Annotated in this window: 19 protein-coding genes; 5 read left to right on the plus strand and 14 right to left on the minus strand. The window is 59.6% G+C overall.

Going from position 1 to position 18,921, the window contains the following annotated elements; translation table 11 throughout:
* Positions 1 to 9: 9 nt before the first annotated feature.
* The gene (locus DLM86_RS09645) at positions 10 to 996 is read right to left on the minus strand and encodes a Gfo/Idh/MocA family protein (protein ID WP_245954527.1); all 987 of its coding nucleotides are present in this window, start codon (positions 994 to 996) and stop codon (positions 10 to 12) included.
* A gap of 238 nt (positions 997 to 1,234) precedes the next feature.
* Between DLM86_RS09645 and DLM86_RS09650 the strand changes: the two genes are divergently transcribed.
* A complete protein-coding gene (locus DLM86_RS09650) occupies positions 1,235 to 2,452 on the plus strand; it encodes a right-handed parallel beta-helix repeat-containing protein (protein ID WP_110839805.1) in 1,218 nt (405 codons plus the stop codon).
* A 66-nt stretch (positions 2,453 to 2,518) separates the two neighbouring features.
* Here DLM86_RS09650 and DLM86_RS09655 read toward each other — a convergent pair whose 3' ends face one another.
* From DLM86_RS09655 to DLM86_RS09665, 3 genes are all read right to left on the minus strand, one after another.
* Positions 2,519 to 2,968, minus strand: a complete 450-nt coding sequence (locus DLM86_RS09655; RefSeq protein ID WP_110839806.1) for a hypothetical protein — start codon at positions 2,966 to 2,968, stop codon at positions 2,519 to 2,521.
* Positions 2,969 to 2,983: 15 nt separating this feature from the next.
* Entirely contained in the window at positions 2,984 to 4,762 is a 1,779-nt protein-coding gene (locus DLM86_RS09660; RefSeq protein WP_110839807.1) for a glycoside hydrolase domain-containing protein, read from the minus strand.
* 207 nt (positions 4,763 to 4,969) lie between these two features.
* Positions 4,970 to 5,392 (minus strand): VOC family protein, encoded by a 423-nt coding sequence (locus tag DLM86_RS09665; RefSeq protein WP_110839808.1) that lies wholly within the window; start codon positions 5,390 to 5,392, stop codon positions 4,970 to 4,972.
* Between the two features lie 187 nt (positions 5,393 to 5,579).
* Between DLM86_RS09665 and DLM86_RS09670 the strand changes: the two genes are divergently transcribed.
* Complete coding sequence (locus tag DLM86_RS09670) at positions 5,580 to 6,083, plus strand: MerR family transcriptional regulator (RefSeq protein ID WP_110839809.1); 504 nt, start codon at positions 5,580 to 5,582, stop codon at positions 6,081 to 6,083.
* 18 nt (positions 6,084 to 6,101) lie between these two features.
* On the opposite strand, the gene DLM86_RS09675 is transcribed toward DLM86_RS09670, so the two are convergent.
* Positions 6,102 to 6,581, minus strand: a complete 480-nt coding sequence (locus tag DLM86_RS09675; RefSeq protein WP_110839810.1) for a DinB family protein — start codon at positions 6,579 to 6,581, stop codon at positions 6,102 to 6,104.
* 218 nt (positions 6,582 to 6,799) lie between these two features.
* Complete coding sequence (locus DLM86_RS09685) at positions 6,800 to 9,043, minus strand: WD40 repeat domain-containing protein (RefSeq protein ID WP_146250189.1); 2,244 nt, start codon at positions 9,041 to 9,043, stop codon at positions 6,800 to 6,802.
* Positions 9,044 to 9,304: 261 nt separating this feature from the next.
* Between DLM86_RS09685 and DLM86_RS09690 the strand changes: the two genes are divergently transcribed.
* On the plus strand, positions 9,305 to 9,568 hold the full coding sequence (locus DLM86_RS09690; protein ID WP_146250190.1) for a hypothetical protein: 264 nt from the start codon (positions 9,305 to 9,307) through the stop codon (positions 9,566 to 9,568).
* A gap of 88 nt (positions 9,569 to 9,656) precedes the next feature.
* On the opposite strand, the gene DLM86_RS09695 is transcribed toward DLM86_RS09690, so the two are convergent.
* From DLM86_RS09695 to DLM86_RS09715, 5 genes are all read right to left on the minus strand, one after another.
* Positions 9,657 to 10,100 carry a Fur family transcriptional regulator gene (locus DLM86_RS09695; protein WP_110840231.1) on the minus strand — a complete coding sequence of 148 codons (444 nt, stop codon included), beginning with the start codon at positions 10,098 to 10,100 and terminating at the stop codon, positions 9,657 to 9,659.
* A gap of 151 nt (positions 10,101 to 10,251) precedes the next feature.
* Positions 10,252 to 11,703 carry a SulP family inorganic anion transporter gene (locus DLM86_RS09700; protein WP_281272111.1) on the minus strand — a complete coding sequence of 484 codons (1,452 nt, stop codon included), beginning with the start codon at positions 11,701 to 11,703 and terminating at the stop codon, positions 10,252 to 10,254.
* 293 nt (positions 11,704 to 11,996) lie between these two features.
* Positions 11,997 to 12,776 carry a DUF4184 family protein gene (locus tag DLM86_RS09705; RefSeq protein ID WP_158289414.1) on the minus strand — a complete coding sequence of 260 codons (780 nt, stop codon included), beginning with the start codon at positions 12,774 to 12,776 and terminating at the stop codon, positions 11,997 to 11,999.
* Positions 12,777 to 12,900: 124 nt separating this feature from the next.
* Positions 12,901 to 13,653, minus strand: a complete 753-nt coding sequence (gene map / locus DLM86_RS09710; RefSeq protein ID WP_110839816.1) for a type I methionyl aminopeptidase — start codon at positions 13,651 to 13,653, stop codon at positions 12,901 to 12,903.
* 33 nt (positions 13,654 to 13,686) lie between these two features.
* Complete coding sequence (locus tag DLM86_RS09715; RefSeq protein ID WP_110839817.1) at positions 13,687 to 14,325, minus strand: serine/threonine-protein kinase; 639 nt, start codon at positions 14,323 to 14,325, stop codon at positions 13,687 to 13,689.
* Positions 14,326 to 14,513: 188 nt separating this feature from the next.
* Between DLM86_RS09715 and DLM86_RS09720 the strand changes: the two genes are divergently transcribed.
* The gene (locus DLM86_RS09720) at positions 14,514 to 15,029 is read left to right on the plus strand and encodes a C40 family peptidase (RefSeq protein WP_110839818.1); all 516 of its coding nucleotides are present in this window, start codon (positions 14,514 to 14,516) and stop codon (positions 15,027 to 15,029) included.
* A gap of 69 nt (positions 15,030 to 15,098) precedes the next feature.
* Here the strand turns inward: DLM86_RS09720 and DLM86_RS09725 are convergent, their stop codons facing one another.
* The 3 genes from DLM86_RS09725 to DLM86_RS09735 form a co-directional block, all read right to left on the minus strand.
* Positions 15,099 to 16,472: a sensor histidine kinase gene (locus DLM86_RS09725; protein ID WP_110839819.1), complete on the minus strand. Its 1,374-nt coding sequence runs from the start codon at positions 16,470 to 16,472 to the stop codon at positions 15,099 to 15,101.
* Entirely contained in the window at positions 16,469 to 17,176 is a 708-nt protein-coding gene (locus DLM86_RS09730) for a response regulator transcription factor (RefSeq protein ID WP_110839820.1), read from the minus strand. The genes DLM86_RS09725 and DLM86_RS09730 overlap by 4 nt, the downstream gene beginning before the upstream one ends.
* A gap of 101 nt (positions 17,177 to 17,277) precedes the next feature.
* A complete protein-coding gene (locus DLM86_RS09735; protein WP_158289415.1) occupies positions 17,278 to 17,898 on the minus strand; it encodes a phosphatase PAP2 family protein in 621 nt (206 codons plus the stop codon).
* A gap of 154 nt (positions 17,899 to 18,052) precedes the next feature.
* Between DLM86_RS09735 and DLM86_RS09740 the strand changes: the two genes are divergently transcribed.
* Positions 18,053 to 18,919 carry a class I SAM-dependent methyltransferase gene (locus DLM86_RS09740; protein ID WP_110839822.1) on the plus strand — a complete coding sequence of 289 codons (867 nt, stop codon included), beginning with the start codon at positions 18,053 to 18,055 and terminating at the stop codon, positions 18,917 to 18,919.
* The last annotated feature ends 2 nt before the right edge of the window (positions 18,920 to 18,921 follow it).

The raw sequence follows: 18,921 nt of genomic DNA on the forward strand, positions 1-18,921 counted from the left end.
CGTTACGTCTCAAAACGGAATCAGGACCCGATCGTCCGCCGCCTGTCTCGCCCGCAGGCACGCTTCCGTCACGTAAAACGAATCTTCGGCCGAAATTGAGTACGGCGCTTCCGGATTCGCGATATGGTCCATAAATTCGGCGAACATGTCCCGCCTTGGCGCAAGCGGAAGCGGCCGTTCGCCTTCGCCGTCCCCGAAGTCCGCCAGCACGCCCCGAGGTCCGATCTCGATCGTCCCTTTCGTCCCGACGATGCGCAGCCGATCGTCGCTGGCGGCCGAGGCGCCGTCCGGGCGCAAATAATCGATGCTGACCGTCCCGAACACGTCGCCCGTCATGACGAACAGGCACTGCGCGGTCAGCTCCAGCTCCCCGTGCCCGCGGTTGTGCTCGCTCGAATGCGCGGCGTATACGGAAGCGAACCGCTCCCGGCTGAACCAGTACAGCCAGTCGATCGCGTGGCTGCCGACCCACGGGATCGTCCCGCCGTAGGTCACCCTGCTCCGATACGGTGCGCCTCTTTCGTTCAAACGGTACGACTTCTGGGCTTGCAGCAGACGGATGCGGCCGATGGCCCCCCGATCGACAGCCGCCTTGGCCGCCTCAAAAGCGGGTATATACCGGTACGCCAGCATAGCCGACAACCGTTTCCCCGATCGGGCGTACGCCTCCTTCAGCCGCTCCAAATCGGCAAAAGTCGTCGCTGCCGGCTTCTCGACGAAGACGTGGCAGCCGAGATGAAGCGCTTCGGCCGCTACTTTGGCGTGATCGCCGAAATGACAGGCGACGACGGCAATGTCCGGCTTCTCCCGATCGAGCATTTCCCGATAATCCCCGTACTCGATTGGGTTATGCCCGGAGTTTGCGGCCAGGCGGGCCAACGGTCCGATCGTCTCTCCCGGCGAGCCCGGCGCGATGCCGGCCAGCTCCCCGCTCCCGCGCGTCTTCAATCCGTTAATCGTATAGTACGCGTGTCCCGTGCAGCCGATGATACACACTTTCAATGGAACCGTCCCCTTCCCGTTTGCGGATCGACCTGCCGGTTTCCGTGACGAGCGGTCCTTCCCATTGTAAGACGGCCGGGAAACGGCGATAAACGGGGCAAAGTAGACTTTTTATAGGCCACTTTTAGCCGGAATAAGAACGTCCCAGTAAAAAACGGATTTGTCTTATCGAACGGGAACCTTTCCACTGCTAGTATGAGAATAACGACATTGAAAGCGAAGGAGACTGCATATGAACAAACAGACGTTGACGCTCGGCCCCGAATGCGCCGACGCGACGGGCGACGCGCATCTCGCCATCCAAAGCGCCGTCGATTACCTTTCGTATATCGGCGGCGGAACGTTGACGCTGCAGGAAGGCGTGTACGAGCTCGGCACCACTCTCCATCTTCGGTCGAACATCCGATTGGAGGGCATCCCCGGCCGAACGATCCTGCGCAAAGCGGACGAAATCGTCTCGCCGTTGGCCGCCGACGCGGATTTGCACGAGCGCCGGGTCACCGTGGCTCATCCGGAGAAGTTTCGGATCGGGCAGACGGTCACCGTAAGGAAGGCGGCGGCAAGCATGGACTTCGGCGATACCGTCGCGACTATCGTCGGCACGGAGGGCAACGTTCTGTATTTGGACCGGGACATGTTCGCCACCGTCTTTATGGCGCAGGAAGGCATCGTCACGACGAATTGCTCGGTTATTAGCGGCTACGATTGCGAGAACGTCTCGATCCGGCATTTGACGATCGACGGCAACAAGGCGAACAACGCGGTGACGAACGGCTGCCGCAACGCCGGCATTTTCCTGTTCAACGCGCGCCGCTCGGTTATCGCCGATTGCACGGTCCGCGACTACAACGGGGACGGCATCAGCTATCAAGGCGGGGAAGATATCGAGGTCGTCCGCTGCGTATGCCGCGATAACGGAGGGAAAGGCGTTCATCCCGGAAGCGGCACGAAGCGCACACGCATCCTCGAATGCCGCTTCGTCGGAAACGGATTGGACGGCATCTTTTTATGCTGGAGGGTGCAGGACGGGCTGGTCGAGGGCTGCGTATCGGAACGCAACGCGCAAAGCGGGCTCTCGATCGGGCATAAGGATACGAACAACGTCATTCGCGGCAATCGATTCGCGGATAACGGCTATTACGGCATCTTTTTCCGCAACGAACCGGACCCGATGGGGGCAAACGATAACAAGATCGAGAACAACGTCATCACGGACAACGGCTCGGAGACGATGGGGTATGTCGGCATACGTATCCGGGGCTTCACGCGAAACGCGGAGCTGACGGGGAACCGGATCGAATTCGTGAAGCTGCCTCCCGACCGTACGATCGGCATTTGCCTGGAGGAGCATGTCGGGCCTGTCCGGATGGAGAACAACACGTTCGTCGGCTGCCGCAAGGAAACGCACTCGCATTGGATGATCGAGACCGAGGCGAACTTGGCCGAGTAAACGAAAAACGAATCGTCGGACTCCCGAACGGGTGGATCCGGCGATTCGTCTTTTTCAGTCGTGGCTTCAAATAAAATACGTTTCCCGCAGCGTCGACACTTCCAGTACGCCAACGATATCGTCCTCGGAGTTGCGGACCGGTACGTACACGCTTTCGCCTACCGGCCGCTTCCTGCGCGTCGGCAAGCCCGAGAACGCCCGGCGTATTTCCGCACCCAGCACGATAATGTCCGGCCCCTCGATCGGAAGCGCCTTCCCCGCGACCAGCACTTCGCCCTTGTCCGGATCGTCCGGACGGCGAACCCATACGGCCGCGATCGCCCCGCTCGAAGGATCGATCCGCTCCGTCAGCAGCAGCGTCCGCTTCACGGCGTTATAAGGGATCTCCTCGAAGTCGAGCTCGTCGCCGTTGGGGTAAGCGCGGTACTTCGGCGGGAGCGCCTCCTCGATCCAGTCTCCGCTAAGAAACAGCGCCCCGATCCTGGCGATTTCCATCAATCCGTACGATTGCGCCATCGTCCCATCTCCTCCCTACCCGATTCGGTCCCAAAGCTTGCCCGTGAATTCGAGGTAATTCTCGGGAGAACGCCCCTTGTGAAGATCGGACGGCGACGCATCGCTCAGCTTCTCGTTCGTCCATTCGTACGGCGGCGTATCGACAAGCGCGGGCCGCTCCGGCCAATCGAACGTACGGTCTCCGTCCAGCATCGAGCCGACGAGCTTCGTCATCTCGATCCGGCTTTCCTCCCCGTTCCGCTTGATCCATCGCTCCATGCATTCGGTCGCCTGCATCGCGTTGCGCAGCACCTTGAGCCGGATGGACGGAATCGGTCCTTCGATGCCGAACAGCCGGTCTCCGGGGTAGAACATCGTCGTTTTGCCGTTGTCGGCAGGCGTATGCTCCCAGGCGGGTCCCCAATCGACGTTGTTCCAATAGACGAAGCCGTCCACTCCCCGGGCGACGCAGGAAAGCGGGGTGATCGCCGTCCCGAGCAGGTTGTCGTCGATCGGCTGCGCTCCCAAGTAAATCCATACCGTACAACCGTTTCGGCGCAAATGCGTCAGCCCTTGCGGGTACCAGGAGAAGATGCTCCGGTTCACGACCCACAGGGCGATCATCTCGGCGTATTTCTCGTAGTGCAAGCCGTAACACCAGCTCGAATCGGTGCGGAACACGAAGCGGGCGCCGTCTTTCCGGTTCAGGACGTCCCGGACCATTCCGTAGTAGATGTCGTTGATTTTCTCGTCCCACACGAACCGCGTTTCATCCCCGTCGTACGGGAACAGCTTGTACCGCTTCTTGTGGTTCAAGAACAGCTCGAACGTCGTCGAAAGCCACCCCCGCTCCGTAAAATGGCGGTGAAACTGCTCGAAGATCGTCCGGAATTCCGTCTCGTAGCCTTTTAATCCGAAGTTCGCGTAATCCGCGGGCCAGTGAAAATTGTGAGGCAAGTACATGTACGGAATCGGAATCGGACCTCTCTTGCTGCCCTTGAAAGCCGAGCCGTCGAGATAAGGCCCGAAATGCTCGTCGAACAACGACCAGTCCTTGACGCGAATCGATTTTCCTTTCCCTTCCAGTACGGGGGCGAAGCTCTCCGGTATTTGCCCCGAATGCTGATAAGGCAAGTTGTGGAAGACGGCCCGGTGCTCGTGCGACATCCGGTAAAACTGTTTTTCGACCTCGAAGTACGATCCGTCGCGATACCGCTCCTCCCGCCCGTTCAAATAAGCGAATCGAGAGGAAATCGTATCCGCGTAATTGTTCAAATCGGCCGTAATCGTCGATTCGTTCGGGACGATCGTCGGCAGCGCCCGGAGCGATACGGTATGGCGATCGACTTCGGCGCCCTTGCGTACGATTACGGAGCCGCGGTACTCGCCGGGACCGATATCGGACGGCACGAACAAGTCGACCCATATGGTTGCAAAAGCCTGATCCGGCACCCCGTTCCGGCCAACAACCTCCGAAAGCCGCCGCTCCTCTTTCCCTTCCTTCATCCATGGGACCAAAGCGTCGGGGAAATACCGCCCCTTGATCGAATGGTACCATTGGACGAACAGCGTATATTCCTCCGCGGCGATATCCCCGCCGTCTCCCTGCAGCGGTTCCGCCCGTACGTCGATGTCGTCCGCCTCGCCCGGTTCAGCGCTCACGACGATTTGAAACGACACGTAAGCGTTGCGCGGCGAAATCAGACGGAGCGGCTCGTCCCCCGCCCGTTGCCGCGGCTCGGCTTCCGCTTCCAGCACGGTGCCGCTTCGCGGACAAATCCGGATCATGTCGTGCACAAGCCAACTATGTTTCATCGGCGCCCCTCCCCATCACTCGGTTCGAAACCCATTGTAGCAACCCGCTCCGGCCGTCGCCATTAGGGATCTTTGACGTTTACTTAGGCATTCGGATAGTGATGCGGCCGCATACGAAAAAACGCTTCGCGCGCTCGTAAGCGGCAAAGCGTCATCGTATCGCCGGGAGGGACGCGGCTCGTTCCGGGACAAGACGCCCGGACGGCGTTACGCGTCTCCGCTGCCCAAGTTCAGCTGCCAATGGATGCCGAACTTGTCCGTCAATTTCGCGTACAGCTTGCTCCAAAACGTTTCCTGCAGCTCCAGCTCCACCTTCCCGCCGTCGGTCAGCTTCGCGTAGACGGAACGAAGCTCCTCCTCGCTATCGGTGGCAAACACGAGGCTGATGTTGTTGCCCTCCACGAACGGCATACCCGGGAAGGTGTCCGAGAACATGACGTTGCTGCCGCCGATCGAAAGCCGGGCGTGCATGACCAACGGCTTCGCCTCCTCCGGCAGCGGGAAGTTCGGATTGGGCGGCGTGTCGCCGAACGTCATGATGTTCGGCTGCTCCGTTCCGAATACTTGCGCGTAATACAGGACGGCTTCGCGGCAATTTCCGTTGAAGTTGATATAAACGCCCACCGACATGTTCAACAGCTCCTTTGTCCATCACTATTTTGGGGATAATCGATCTTGTTCGCTTCAAGTGTAGCATGTCGGTATGTCATAATCAAAATCGTGGAGAATCCGTTCGGATTCAAGCTTGAAGATGACGCCGCGTCATGCTTTATAGTAGAGGAACGGGACGAGTGCCCAGGCGCAAAGGGGATGAAGGATGAAACGAACATGGAAAGTCGGGGAGCTGGCCCGGATGGCGGGGCTTACGATCCGAACGCTGCGCTATTACGATCAGATCGGCTTGTACTCGCCGTCCGGTCATTCCGCCTCCGGCCACAGGCTATATACGGAATCCGACGTCGAGCGGCTGCACCGCATATTGTCGCTGAAGGAGCTCGGCTTGTCGCTGGACGAAATCCGCGACGTCATGACCGGCGATCGGGTCGGCCTGTCCGATCTGATCGCGATGCAGATCGACCGGCTGAAGGAGCAGATCCGCAGACAGCAGAAGCTGCTCCGGGAATTGGAGCGTGCCTCGAGCCTGATGCGGAGCAGCCGGTCGCTGACCGCCGAGGACTTGACGAGCTTATTGGGGGCGATGCGGATGAACCACGAGCGGTTTATCGCCGAGCGTCGGACGAGCTGGGAACGGCATCTCGACCGTCTCGGCGATTATCTCGACGAGGATCATCCCGACGATCCGTCTCGCGGCGAGGATTAGCCTGCGGAAGCCGGCCGATTACCCTTCCCGGGTCGCCGATCCGATCGTACGCTCATACGTGATGTAATCTACATTGACCGGCTCAAGCGACTGTTGGCGCAGCGCGCGGTTGATCTGCCCGCGATGGTACTGTCCGTGAAGCGCCACTTGCAGCAGGATGTCGCGGACCGACGTCCGGAACGGGACACCGCTCATATTGCGGTACGTGACGATTTCGTCCAGACGCTGCTCGGTCAGGCGGGCTACATAGGCATCGTAGCCGTCGGCGTTATTGCGGGCAAGCTTCTTCAGCTCGGTCAAATCCGCCTCATCCGCCCAGAGGACGAAGCCGGAGCTGTCGTTCCCTTCCAACCGGGTCAGCCAAACCCGTTCGGCGATCAGAACGTGGCGAAACAGCTTCGCGTTTTCCGAATCGGCCGGGCTCTGCCGGTCGAGCGCGGTCAAAATGGTTTCGTCGGCCCATCGCATATGGCCGAACAGGCGGCGAATCGTTTCCATCGCTACCACTCCGTTTCCTGTTTGTTCTGCGAATATCCGTTCCAAAACGGCGGATTTCGAACAGCGCGGATTGCCGTCCCTCTTCCGCCGTTTTGGATATGATCCCATATTCGGAGCGTGTACGCAAGACGTCGGTCGCGAATCGTCTCGATTTCCCGGATCTTGTCCTCGATATCGCCGCCCTCACGCATGTCGGTCGTCCGTCCTAATGAACGACGTCAGTACGGAACCGAAACTCCCGTATACCTCACGATGCAGCCGTAACGTTCGCCCGACGCGACGCAGAGGCAATCCGCTTCACGATCGTACGCCAGCCGGGAAATGTAATGAATGCTCGCCCATTCCGTCTCTGCGTCGCGCAGCTCGATATTGTCCTTGACGACTCGCGGCCGTCCCAGATCGACGAAGCCGCCATCGCGGGAGAAATGGAACAGATGGCCGGCATCGTCTTCGCCGCCGTACACGCCCAGCACGTCGTCGTCACCGCGCTTGACGAAGCTCCGCAGCATTCCGGTGGAATGCAGCCGGCCGTACGCGGTCGCCTTGACGAGATCGGGCGTCAGCGCGAACAGCATGCCGTCCGACGTTCCCGCTACGACGGTCCCGTCCTGCAGAACGGCCCCACCGGTTACGGTTGCCTTGAACGCTCTCCCCCGGATGGAAGGAGCGTGGACCGTAAGCTTCGCGGATCGCATTGCGGCCATATCGTACACGAGCAGCTCGTCGTCCCGGGCGGACAGCAGCACGCGGCCGTCGTCCAGCTTCACCAATTCCGCCTCGGCCGATTCCAGACGAATATCCGGCAGCTTGCGCAGGAGGCCTCGTGCGGTGTCGCATACGTAAACGCTTCCGTTGCCGTCGCTCGCGAGCAGCCCGCTTCCGCCCAGCGATACGTGCAGTCTCGCAAGCCCGCTCCCGGCGGGAATCGCCGTGCGGATGCCGTCCGCACCCGAAGCGGGGTCGACGAGCAGGACGGCTCCGTCGGCCGCGAGCACGGCGATCGTGCCGTCGCCGACGTCCGCGCACGATACCGGCCCCGACGGCTCGTAGACGACCGAGAGGGTGCGCGGCCGTTCCTCGGCATAGTCGGACACGATCCAATACGTACGGTCTTGGCCGGCGACGGCGCAGACGAAGCCATTCGCCGCGCGGACGTAGCGGACCGCCGTATCTTTCCAATCCATATGGCGGTGAAGCGGCAGCGTACGCGTCGTCTTCGCGCGGATGTGCATGTAAGCCGCGCCGCCGACACCGTTCCAGTCCGGCTCGTTGTACGGCTTGAGCGGTGCGGGCGGCGCTTCCGGGCCCGGCGGCTGCAGCTTCTTCACGTCGACGGCCAGCACGTAAGGGGAAAACTCGCCGCAGACGTCGACCATGTGCAGCCAGCCGTCGTCGTCGAATATCATTTCGCATATGTACTGCGAATCTTTCCCTTGCGGCGAGACGATTCCGAGATTTTCCGGCTCGCCTCCGTTCAGAATATCCCACCGCACAAGCCGGATCGGACAATAATCGTCGTACGTCTTTAATCCGTAATACAGCACGAAGTTGTCGTCCGCCGCCAGTCCCCCGATTCCGTACGGATTGACCGGCACATGATCGCGGAGATGGATGGGGCCGTGCCTCGTTATTTCCAACGTTTCCGGATGCAGCTCGATCATCTCCCCGTCCAAATTGTCGACCATAAACAGCGTGCCCTGCGGGGAGCGAAGGGCGAAAATGAACTGTCTCCGATGCTTCGTCCCGTGCGGCGACGCGAAGCTCGCCTTCAAATCGTCGATCTCGTCCCGCTCGGGATCGTACCGCCATAGTCCGCCCGTGTAGGAGCTGCCGTAAAGGCGTCCCCTGTCGTCCTTCACAAGCCGGCATGAGGAAAATTCGGACACCTTGCCGTAATCCTTCACTTCGTTTGTCTCCAGATCGAGACGATAGAAATGTCCTCTCATATAACCGAGAAAATAATAATAGCGCGGGTCGTTCCCCAGCAAGCCGCCGTAAATGCTTTCCCTCGGAACGGGAATCCCCCTTACTTGAACGTCGTTCGTGTCGGGGTCGACGATCATCAGGATGGAGCCGGGGTAGCCTTCCCAGAAGTCCTCGTAATGCTGCTCGAACATCCACTGCTTATGTCCGGGAGCGGGAGCCGTGTTGTGCGTCGCCATGATGAGCCGGCCGTCCGGCAAAAAGTCGATGCTCGTATGAATTTTGCTCGGCGGCATTTGCCGCGGATGAACGATCCAAACGTCGGCCACGTCGAAGAGGAGGCGCAGCCCGCCCGTTTTCGGATCGTACTCGTACAGCAGCGCCGTCAGCGGCTTTTCGTTTTCGCCGCATACGCTGATGAAGAAACGGCCGTCGGGCGACCGCACGAAGTCCCACACCGCATTGTGTCCCGCCGCGTTAGGCAGTTGGGTGAAGCGGGTATGCCGTTCCGGTATGCCCGCCTGCAAATTAGGTATCATGTCCGTTCCCCTTTCGCATCGTATCGAAGGCTTGCGCTCTCCTCTCCGCATCGAACCGTTCGAGAGCGTGATGCTAAGATGAGTCTAGCTTTGCGTACGAGGATCGTCAATCCTTTTTTCTCCATATGTAAGTTATATTCACGTATATGAATAAATGCCAAAAATACGTCATTTCCGACATAATCGGACAGCCCGTACGCGTACGATACGAAAGGGAACGATTGAACCCGACACGGACAACGGAGGGGAACCCGCTTGAACATGGCTCCGATTCGAAAACGCAACATGGTCGTCGTCGTCGTCACGCTCGCCGAATTGAAGCGGTCGTTCCTGATCGACCTGATCGGCGGCACCGTCTGCTACGTCTTGCTTCGGCGCGCGCTCCATCACGAATCGATCGCCGTGCTGGGCAGTATGGCCGGTCCCCTCGCGATCAAGATGGCGCTACGGCTGTCCAAGCGGGCTCCCGGCCGCAAAGCCCCCGTATTCGTCGGCTCCGCCCGCAAGGAATCGGGTTTATCCTAACCCTCTTATTCGCGAGCGAACAAAAGAAAAACGGCCTCCGGAAAGGGAGACCGCGCTTATGGGAAACGGATGACCGTATATTGACGTTTTACGAAGGCGAGCTCTGCTCGGCTTGGCATTCCTCGCAAACCCCGTACACCTCGAAACGATGATTGACGATTTTGAACGACGAGGGCAGCCCGAGCGAGTGCTCCATCGGGCAATAGTCGAACGTCAGCGTCTTCTCGCAGTTGACGCAGATGAGATGGTGATGATGATGGTCCAGACAGCTTCCCTTGAACTTCAGCCCGCCGTCCATGAAATAAAACTGCTCGAGCGCCCCCATCTCGCTTAACAGACGCAAATTGCGGTACACGGTATCGAAGCTGACGCCGGGGTACTCGACGGTCATTTGCTCGTAGACGTCTTTGGGGGACAAGTACCCTTCGCTCTTCGCGAAAATGTCGGCCAACGTCCGGCGCTGCTCCGTAATTCTCCAGCCGTTGCTGGCCATAATATCGATCATTTGCTTAACGCGGTTATGGTCCGTCATGTCGGCATAGTCCTTTCGCTTGTCGCTTTCCCTCATAGTGCCTCAAATGAAGTCCGGCTGTCAAGACGACCGCGCGGGACAGGGCGCTCCGCCCGGGCAACCTTACGCCCCCCTTCGCTGTGAGGATGGGCCGAGCCCCCGTCTACGTCCATCAATGCCCGCCTGTCGGGGCGAGTCCGATCCGCTCGACCAGCTTCCGGCTTTCCTCGTTCAATCCGATCAGGTCGATGCGTTTTCGAGCTTGTCCGTATTTCGCGGCTACTTTGGCGATCGCCTTGACAGCGGATTGATCCCGGACGTGGGAGCCGGAAAAATCGATCCGTACCGTGTCGGGATCGTTCGCGACGTCGAACCGTTCGACGAATTGGTGGACGGTTCCGAAAAACAGCTGTCCGCTGATCGCGTACATTTTGACCCCTTCCGCCGAAACGGAGCTTTCCGCGCGAATCGAGGCCATGTTCCAGGCGAAAATAATCGCACTCAGGACGACGCCGGCGATAACGCCTTTCGACAAATCGTGCGTAGCGACGACGATCGCGACGGTTACGATCATGACGAACGCGTCGCCGCGCGGAATGCGCTTCAGGTCGCGAAGCGAGCCCCAATCGAACGTCCCGATCGAAACCATGAACATGACGCCGACGAGCGCGGCCATCGGAATACGCTTCACGACGTCGCCCAGAACAAGAATGAGAAACAGCAAAAACGCGCCGGCCACGAACGTCGACAGCCGCGTGCGTCCCCCCGACTTCACGTTGATGACCGATTGCCCGATCATCGCGCAGCCGGCCATGCCGCCGAAGAAGCCCGTGACGACGTTGGCGATGCCCTGCCCCTTCACCTCTTTGTTTTTATCGCTCCCGGTGTCGGTCATTTCATCGACGATCGTCGCCGTCAAGAGCGACTCCATAATGCCGACGAGCGCCAGCGAGAACGAGTACGGCAGCACGATCCAAAGCGTCTCCAGCGTAAACGGCACTTGCGGCAAATGAAAGACCGGCAGCGAGCTGGAAATTCGGCCCATATCGCCTACCGTCTTGACGTCGAAGCCGAAGCCGATCGCGACGGCGGACACGATCAGAATGGCGGCCAGCGCCGACGGGAACGCCTTCGTGAAGCGCGGCAGTACGTAAATGATCGCCAGCGTCAATGCGACCAAGCCGTACATCGGCCAGCCTTCTCCGACAAAGTGCGGCAGCTGCGCCATAAAGATGAGGATGGCCAGCGCGTTCACGAAGCCCGTCATGACCGAATGCGGCACGAACGTAATCAGCCTCCCGATCCGCATGACGCCCATCAGCACCTGCAGAACGCCCGTGACGACGGTCGCGGCGAATAAATATTCGACGCCGTGCTGCCGGACGAGCGTAACCATGACGAGAGCCATCGCCCCCGTCGCCGCCGAAATCATCGCGGGCCTTCCGCCGAAAAACGAAATCAGAATGGCGATGCAGACCGATGCGTACAGCCCGACCATCGGATCGACGCCGGCGATAATCGAGAAGGCGATCGCTTCCGGGATCAAAGCCAACGCTACCGTCATCCCGGATAGGATGTCGGCTCTTGCGCCCGAACCCGATACCTTCCATGTTGCTCCTATCAAAACCGAAACTCCTCCCAGCACTCCAAATTGGTGACTTTCCACTTTCAGAAAAGTCGGGGCCGATATTCGCAGCATGCATTATACACGAAAACCGGCAGCGTCGCCGATTCGGAAAACGGCCGTGGAAACGGTTAAAAGCCCAAAATGCTCGTCATTTCTTGCCGTATCGCAGTCATTCGTCCGGACTTCCGGAATGATCGGACCGCTTTTGCAAAGTTCAACTTACTGCAACGTTAAAAAACCGCAACGCGAACGTTGCGGTTGAACGAAGTGCCTCCCAAAGCCGAAAAACGTCAAGCGGCGCTCGTCTTTCGTTTGCCGATCCAAGCGTGGAGCGCGGAAGCGGCCACGAGCCCGACCGCCGTACCCGTCAACGGTGCAACCGGCAGCGCCATGAACGCGTGCGCTTTCAGATGGCCGTGATCCTGCACGGCGATTCCGGTCGCGGTGACGGCGAAAATCGCCAGAAGCACGATCAGCCAATACGACCATTTCATAGCCGGGTGAACGGCGGGCGCTTCGTTTTTCCAGCGAAGCCGGCGGATAACGAGAACCGTCAAGACAAGCAGCTCGAGTCCGATGCAGCCGGCGGAAAGAAAGAGCTGCAGCACCAAACTGCTCGGCGGCAGCCCCGGAGCCAGCCACTGCAGCGCCGCGACCGTGTACGGATACATCAACCCGCCCTTATGCGTGAAGCCGTCGAGAAACAGATGGCTGTACATGCCGATCGCGATCGAGAGCAGCAGCACGATCCACGCTTTCGCGCCCGATACGGTCCAGCCTTGGGCGGCGTACCGGTACAGCAAGCCGTTGAACGGAGCCGGCGTATGCAGAGCCATCGCCGGCAGCACGAGCCGATGAAACGCGAACGCGATCAGGACGGACGCCGGAAGGCCGATCGTCAGCATGCCGAGCGGCGAATGGCCGAAGTCGGTGTCGGTCGGGCGCAGCATGACGAAATTTTGCAAATCGGGCGCGATCGTCCCGATGACGAGACCGGTTTTATTGAAACGTTTCGGAAACAGCTTGTCGAGCACGACCGCCGTAATCGGATGCGCGGGCGTATACGGCATGGGGCACCTCCCGGAGATCAATGGAGCGTGTCGGTTTATGATACATATTGTATCCGACCGCATCATCGCTGTCAAATCTCCTGCCCCCGACCTCTCGCTCGGCCGTCCTGCAAAGGTCGCGTCGTTATACGGTCAATACGACCGGTCCGTTCTTCGTCGCGACGACCGTATGCTCGAACTGCGCGACGAGGCTGCGGTCCGGCGTCCGGATCGTCCAACCGTCTTCCTCCTCGACGATATATTCGGCGCCGGTCGAGACGAACGTTTCGATCGCGAGCGCGATCCCGTTTTTGAGCAGCCGGGCGTCCCGCTTGTCTTCGTAATTCAAAATGTCGGCGGGGCCCTCGTGAAGCCTGCGGCCGATGCCGTGTCCCGCCAAGTTGCGGATGACCGTAAAGCCGTCCGCGCGGGCGTTGCGCTCGATCGCCTTGCCGATCCGGTTCAGCTTTGCCCCGCCTTTCGCTTCGGCGATCCCCGCCTCCAACGCCTTCCGGGAGCTTTCCACGAGCTTGCGCTTCAGCGCCGTCTCTTCTTCGGGGCCGTCCACGACCGTCGTCGCCCCGGTATCGGCATAATAGCCGTTCAGCTCGGCGGAGACGTCCACGTTGACCATGTCGCCCGCACGAATTTTGCGCCTCCCCGGAATGCCGTGAGCGGCCACGTCGTTAATGCTGATGCACGTCGCCCCCGGAAATCCGTATTCCTTTCTCGGCGCCGGCGTCGCTCCGTGCTCGCGAAGCACCGCTTCCCCGATCGCGTCGAGCTCCGCGGTCGTCATGCCGGGCACGATCGATCGAATCATCGTATCCCGGGCCAACGCCACGATGCGGCCGATTCGCCGCATGCCTTCCCAATCTTGTTCGTTTTCCACCGTCATTTTGAATTCCTCCTCGTTAAACGTTATCGGTTGTCAGCAGCTGCCGCGCTTGCGAAAAAGCCGGTACCCTTTGCGTAACAAATTGAGCAGCGCGTGCGGAATCGGTATCGGAAACCGGTACAAAATCGGTTTGTACAGCATGTAATACGATTTTTTCAAATCGTCCCACATCGAGCAATATTCGTCCTTCAAAAAATCCGATACGTCCACGACGACGCCGCGGCCGTCGATCATCATCACGTTTTTGCCGTGGACGTCGTGCGGATTCAGCCCTTTGCCGCGGGCGTACTCGAGCGCCTCGTCGATATCGCGGATGACCCGCTCCGGTATCCGGATTCCTCTGCGCAGGCATTCGTACAGCGTGACGCCCGTCAGCCGTTTCAGGATGAGAAACGTCTCTCCCGAATCGTAGCATTCCGAGTAGGCCGGATGCCGGCCGAGCCGCCGGTACACCTCGATCTCGTCCCGCAAGCCGGGACGCCCTTCGGCGTATACCTTGACGACGCGTTCCCGTTCGTCCGGATGCGCGACGACCGCCGCATAGTTGCCGGCACCGATTAGACGCCACGGCTTCGGCACCGAGACGACTTCGACCGGGTCGCGAGGATTCGTGCTGCGGATTTCGAGCGCAGGCAGCAGCTCGGTTCGTACCCGCTCCGCGAACGACGGCATCGTTCGATCCCTCCCCCGTATCGTTCCGGTTGGTGCGCCGGAATGTTTTTTAATGATTTTCTAATAATCGGGCCGCATCGCTTGCCCCCGTAGGGATTGCCCGCCTCCTGGCAGATGCCGCCAACGAATCGTCTGGTATACTGGATTTCGGGTGGCCACCCCAAACCAGAATCGATCAGGAGGCACTAATGTTCGCACTACGGAAAGTGAAATGGTACAAGCCCGCCATATGCGCGGCTGTTGCGCTTACGATAGCATTATCCGGCAATCTCGGGTTCGCGTCAATGACGGCTCATGCCGAAACCGTTTCCGTCGCGTCGACTCGCGCCGACCGAATCATTTCCACCGGCTTGAAATATAAAGGAACGCCTTACCGTTTCGGAGCGCCGGCTGGACGTACCGACGTATTCGACTGCTCTTCGTTCGTTCAATATTTGTACAAAAAACAAGGCGTCTCGCTGCCGCGGGTTTCTCGCGATCAAGCGAAAAAAGGCTCCTACGTATCCAAGAGCAATCTCCGCAAAGGCGATCTTCTCTTCTTCTGGACGAGCAAATCGGGACGCGGCAAAGTAGGCCATGTCGCGATCTACATGGGCAACGGCAAAATGCTGCACACGTACAAAAAAGGAATCGGCGTCACGGTATCGAGCGTCAATTCCTCGTACTGGAAGTCGCACTATATTACCGCTCGTCGCGTCCTGTAAGTCTAAGCGAAGGCCGTGACGAATCCGTACGCATGCGAAGACCTTTCCGGCCTCGGAAAGGTCTTTTCGTCATGTCGGCGCCGGAAGCTCGTCGATCGGAAGCGTCACCGATACGATCGTGCCGACGCCCGGACGGCTGCGGATATCGATCGTTCCGCCGTGACGATTGACGATGCTTTTGGCGATCGACAGCCCGAGGCCGAATCCGCCGGTTTGGCGCGTTCTCGCCTGATCGACCCGGTAAAACCGGTCGAAGACGTGACGTTTCTCGTTTTCGCCTAACCCGACTCCCCGGTCGACGACTTCGAACCGGACCGATTCCGGCTCCGGCTTGATCCGGATTGTGACGGGCTTCGAGCTGTATTTGATCGCGTTGTCGAGCAAAATGAGCAGAAGCTGTCTCAGCTTTTGCGGATCTCCCGTCATCGGCACCGAATCCGCCGGGCTTTCGACCGCGACGTCGCGATGAAAGCCGACCTCCATATGTTTCGCCGCCGAACGGATCAGCTTCACGAGATCGATCCCCTCCGGCTTCAAGCTTTCCGCCCGTTCCGAATCGGCCAGCTGCATGAGCGAGCCGACCAGTCCTTTCAACCGGTTCGTTTCGGACAAAATCGATTCGACCGCCTCCTCGCGCAGCTCCGAATCGTCGAGTCCCCACCGCTTCAAAATGCTTGCATAGCTTTCGATTATCGTGAGAGGCGTCCGCAGCTCGTGCGACGCGTCGGCGACGAACCGCTTTTGCTTCGCCGCCAGCTCCTCGAGCCGTTCGATCATTTCGTTGAACGTGACGCCGAGCTTGCCGAGCTCGTCGGCTTTGGCCGTAAATTCGCCGTCCAGCTTCCGAAACGTGCCGCTCTGCTGAATCAGCTGCATCGTCGTATACAGCTGGCGAATCGGTTGAAACATAAAGCGGGAATAAAAAAAGCTGCCGATCGCCGACAGCACGACGGCGCCGACCGACGTCACGACGAGCGCGGACGTCAGCACGTCCATGTAATCGTTCCACCGGTGCAGCTCGCGGCCGATTTCGAGAACGCCGACTTGACCGTTCTTCGTCAAGATGGGCACGTCCACGTACAAAAACCGGATGCGATCGATCCGCTTGATCGCAAAGTACGGACGGTCGATGACGATCGGCGGCTTGCGCGCCACCTCGTTGCCGTCGTACAGCAGCTGCAGCTTGACTTTGCCGTCCATGCCGACGATCCGGATCATTTCGTCGCTGGTCAAATATTCCTCGAGCAGCTTCGGGCTTTTCCAATTTTGCGGTTCGACCACTTTGCGGTTTTCGAGTATCGTCCGGGCTTTGCCGAGCATAAGCTCCTTCTCGCTTTTCGTCGTTATGTTCACGACGAACCAATACAAGAACGTGTTGAACAGCACGAGGATGAAAACGAGCCACACCGACGACAGCACCATGAGACGTACGCGCAGGCTCATGACGGTTTATCGTCGGCGGCCGCGTCTTTCAAGTAATAGCCGACTCCGCGGCTTGTTTGGATCAGCTTCGTTTTGGCGCCTTCGTCGATTTTTTGACGCAAGTACCGTACGTACACGTCGACGAGATTCGTATCTCCGGCGAAGTCGTAACCCCATACGTCGGACAAAATTTGCTCTCTCGATAGGACGGTTCCGGCGTGCTTCATAAAGTAAAGCAGCAGCTCGTATTCCCGGGGCGTGAGCTCGATCGGCTCGCCGGCCCGCTGGACCGAGCGGGCCTTTTCGTCCAGCTCCAAATCGGCCACCCGGTATACGCGCTCTCCGCCGTCCTGGCGTTGGCGCGTCGTGCGGATCAAGCCGCGGATACGGGCCATCAGCTCCTCGATGGCGAACGGCTTCGTCACGTAATCGTTGGCGCCGAGGTCCAGTCCGCTTACTTTGTCCGTCACCGTATCCCGGGCCGTCAGCAAGAGGATCGGCACCGTCTTGTTCGACTCGCGGATTCGCTCCAGCACTTCGAGCCCCGTTAAACCGGGCAGCATAATGTTGAGCAGAATGATGTCCCAGCCGCCGTCCAGCGCCAGCTTCAGCCCTTCCGGGCCGGTCGTCGCCAGCGTAACGTCGTACTGCTCGTGACGCAGCTCCAGCTCCAGCACTCGGGCGATTTTGCGTTCGTCCTCGACGAGCAACACTTTTCCGCTCATAGTTCCTCCAACGGGAATAAGTAGGCTCCCCGTCCAAGGGGGATACCGCTATTATTCACCGGCGGAGTGGAACTTATTTCGGGAAGAGCTCTGTCGGGGGGTTACGAACGTTTCGCGGAAGCGGCGGCGCAAAGAAGCATCCAAGCCCCTCCGATCGCGTATCCGGCCACAATGTCGCTAGGGTAATGCACACCCAAGTAGACGCGGCTTACGCCGATCGATACGATAAGCGCAATGCCGACGACGGCGGCGGTCCACGCCGCGCCTTTGCGCCGCTTGCGCCAATGACGGTACAGGAGAAGGGCGATCAAGCCGTAAAACGACGCCGCCATGAGCGCATTGCCGCTCGGGAAGCTGTAGCCGAGCGCCTCGATCATCGGCTCGGACGGACGCGGACGTTCGAAGACGTTTTTCAACCCGCGGTACAAGCCGTACGCCACGGTGAGGTTGACGACGAGCAAAAGCGGCTCGAGCCGTTTCTTGAATGCGAACGCGAACAGCGCGGCGAAGGCGACGAGCAGGACGGCGAACACCGGCGAGGAGACGAGCGGCGACATCGCCTTGAACAGCGGCGTGAGCGCGTCCGAGCGCATCGCGCGAATCGGGTCGCCGAGCGCCTCGTCCAGAGCCGTCGGGCCGTCCTTGCGCATCGTTGCGGCCAGCGCGGCGAATACGAGCAGCAGGACGGCGGCGCCGATCGCGTATGTTCCTTTACCCTTCATGTTGGTCCAACACCTTTCCTTCGAACGGCTAATCCTTTTCAAACCTATGCTATCACAGAATGGCGGCGAAAGGTAGAAGCGATGCGGGTGGATATCGTTTGCTCCGATGTTGTAGAATAGAAGGGATACCGATACGAAAGAAGGACTGTCGCGCATGTTTTATGCCAACGATTGGAAAGATTACGAATTGATCGACACCGGGGACGGGGACAAGCTGGAGCGTTGGGGCGACGTCGTCCTGCGAAGACCGGACCCGCAAATCATATGGCCGATCCGCAAGGAGACGGGTGCCTGGAAGCAGGCGGCCGCCCATTACCACCGCAGCTCGTCGGGCGGCGGGCAATGGGAGGTAAAGCGTCAGCTGCCCGAGCGATGGGTGATCGGCTACGACAAGCTGTCGTTTTACATAAAACCGACCGGCTTCAAGCATACGGGTCTGTTCCCCGAGCAAGCCGTCAACTGGCGCTGGATGATGGACAAAATCGCTTCGGCCGGACGACCGGTGAAAGTGTTGAACCTGTTCGCCTACACCGGGGGCGCGACCGTCGCCTGCGCCTCGGCCGGCGCCGAAGTATGCCACGTCGACGCTTCTAAGGGGGTCGTGCAGTGGGCGAAGGAAAACGTGCAGCTGTCGGGTCTCGGCCAGCGCCCCGTCCGTTTCATCACCGACGACGTCTTCAAGTTCGTCCAGCGCGAGGAGCGCCGGGGCAACCGGTACGACGCCATCATCATGGACCCGCCCTCGTACGGACGCGGACCGAACGGCGAGACGTGGAAGCTGGAGACGAACCTGTATCCGTTCGTCGAGTTTTGTGCCGGCATTTTGACGGACAAGCCGCTTTTTTTCTTGATCAACTCGTACACGACAGGCTTGTCCCCGACGGTCATGCACAACATTTTGGCGATGACGGTCGGCCGCAAATTCGGCGGCAAAATCACGTGCGGCGAAATCGGGCTGCCGATTACGTCGTCCAAGCTGTTTTTGCCCGCAGGCATTTTGAGCCGCTGGGAAAGCGAATAAAC

It is taken from the genome of Paenibacillus flagellatus, from assembly GCF_003217775.1.
GTDB lineage: Bacteria > Bacillota > Bacilli > Paenibacillales > NBRC-103111 > Paenibacillus_AB > Paenibacillus_AB flagellatus.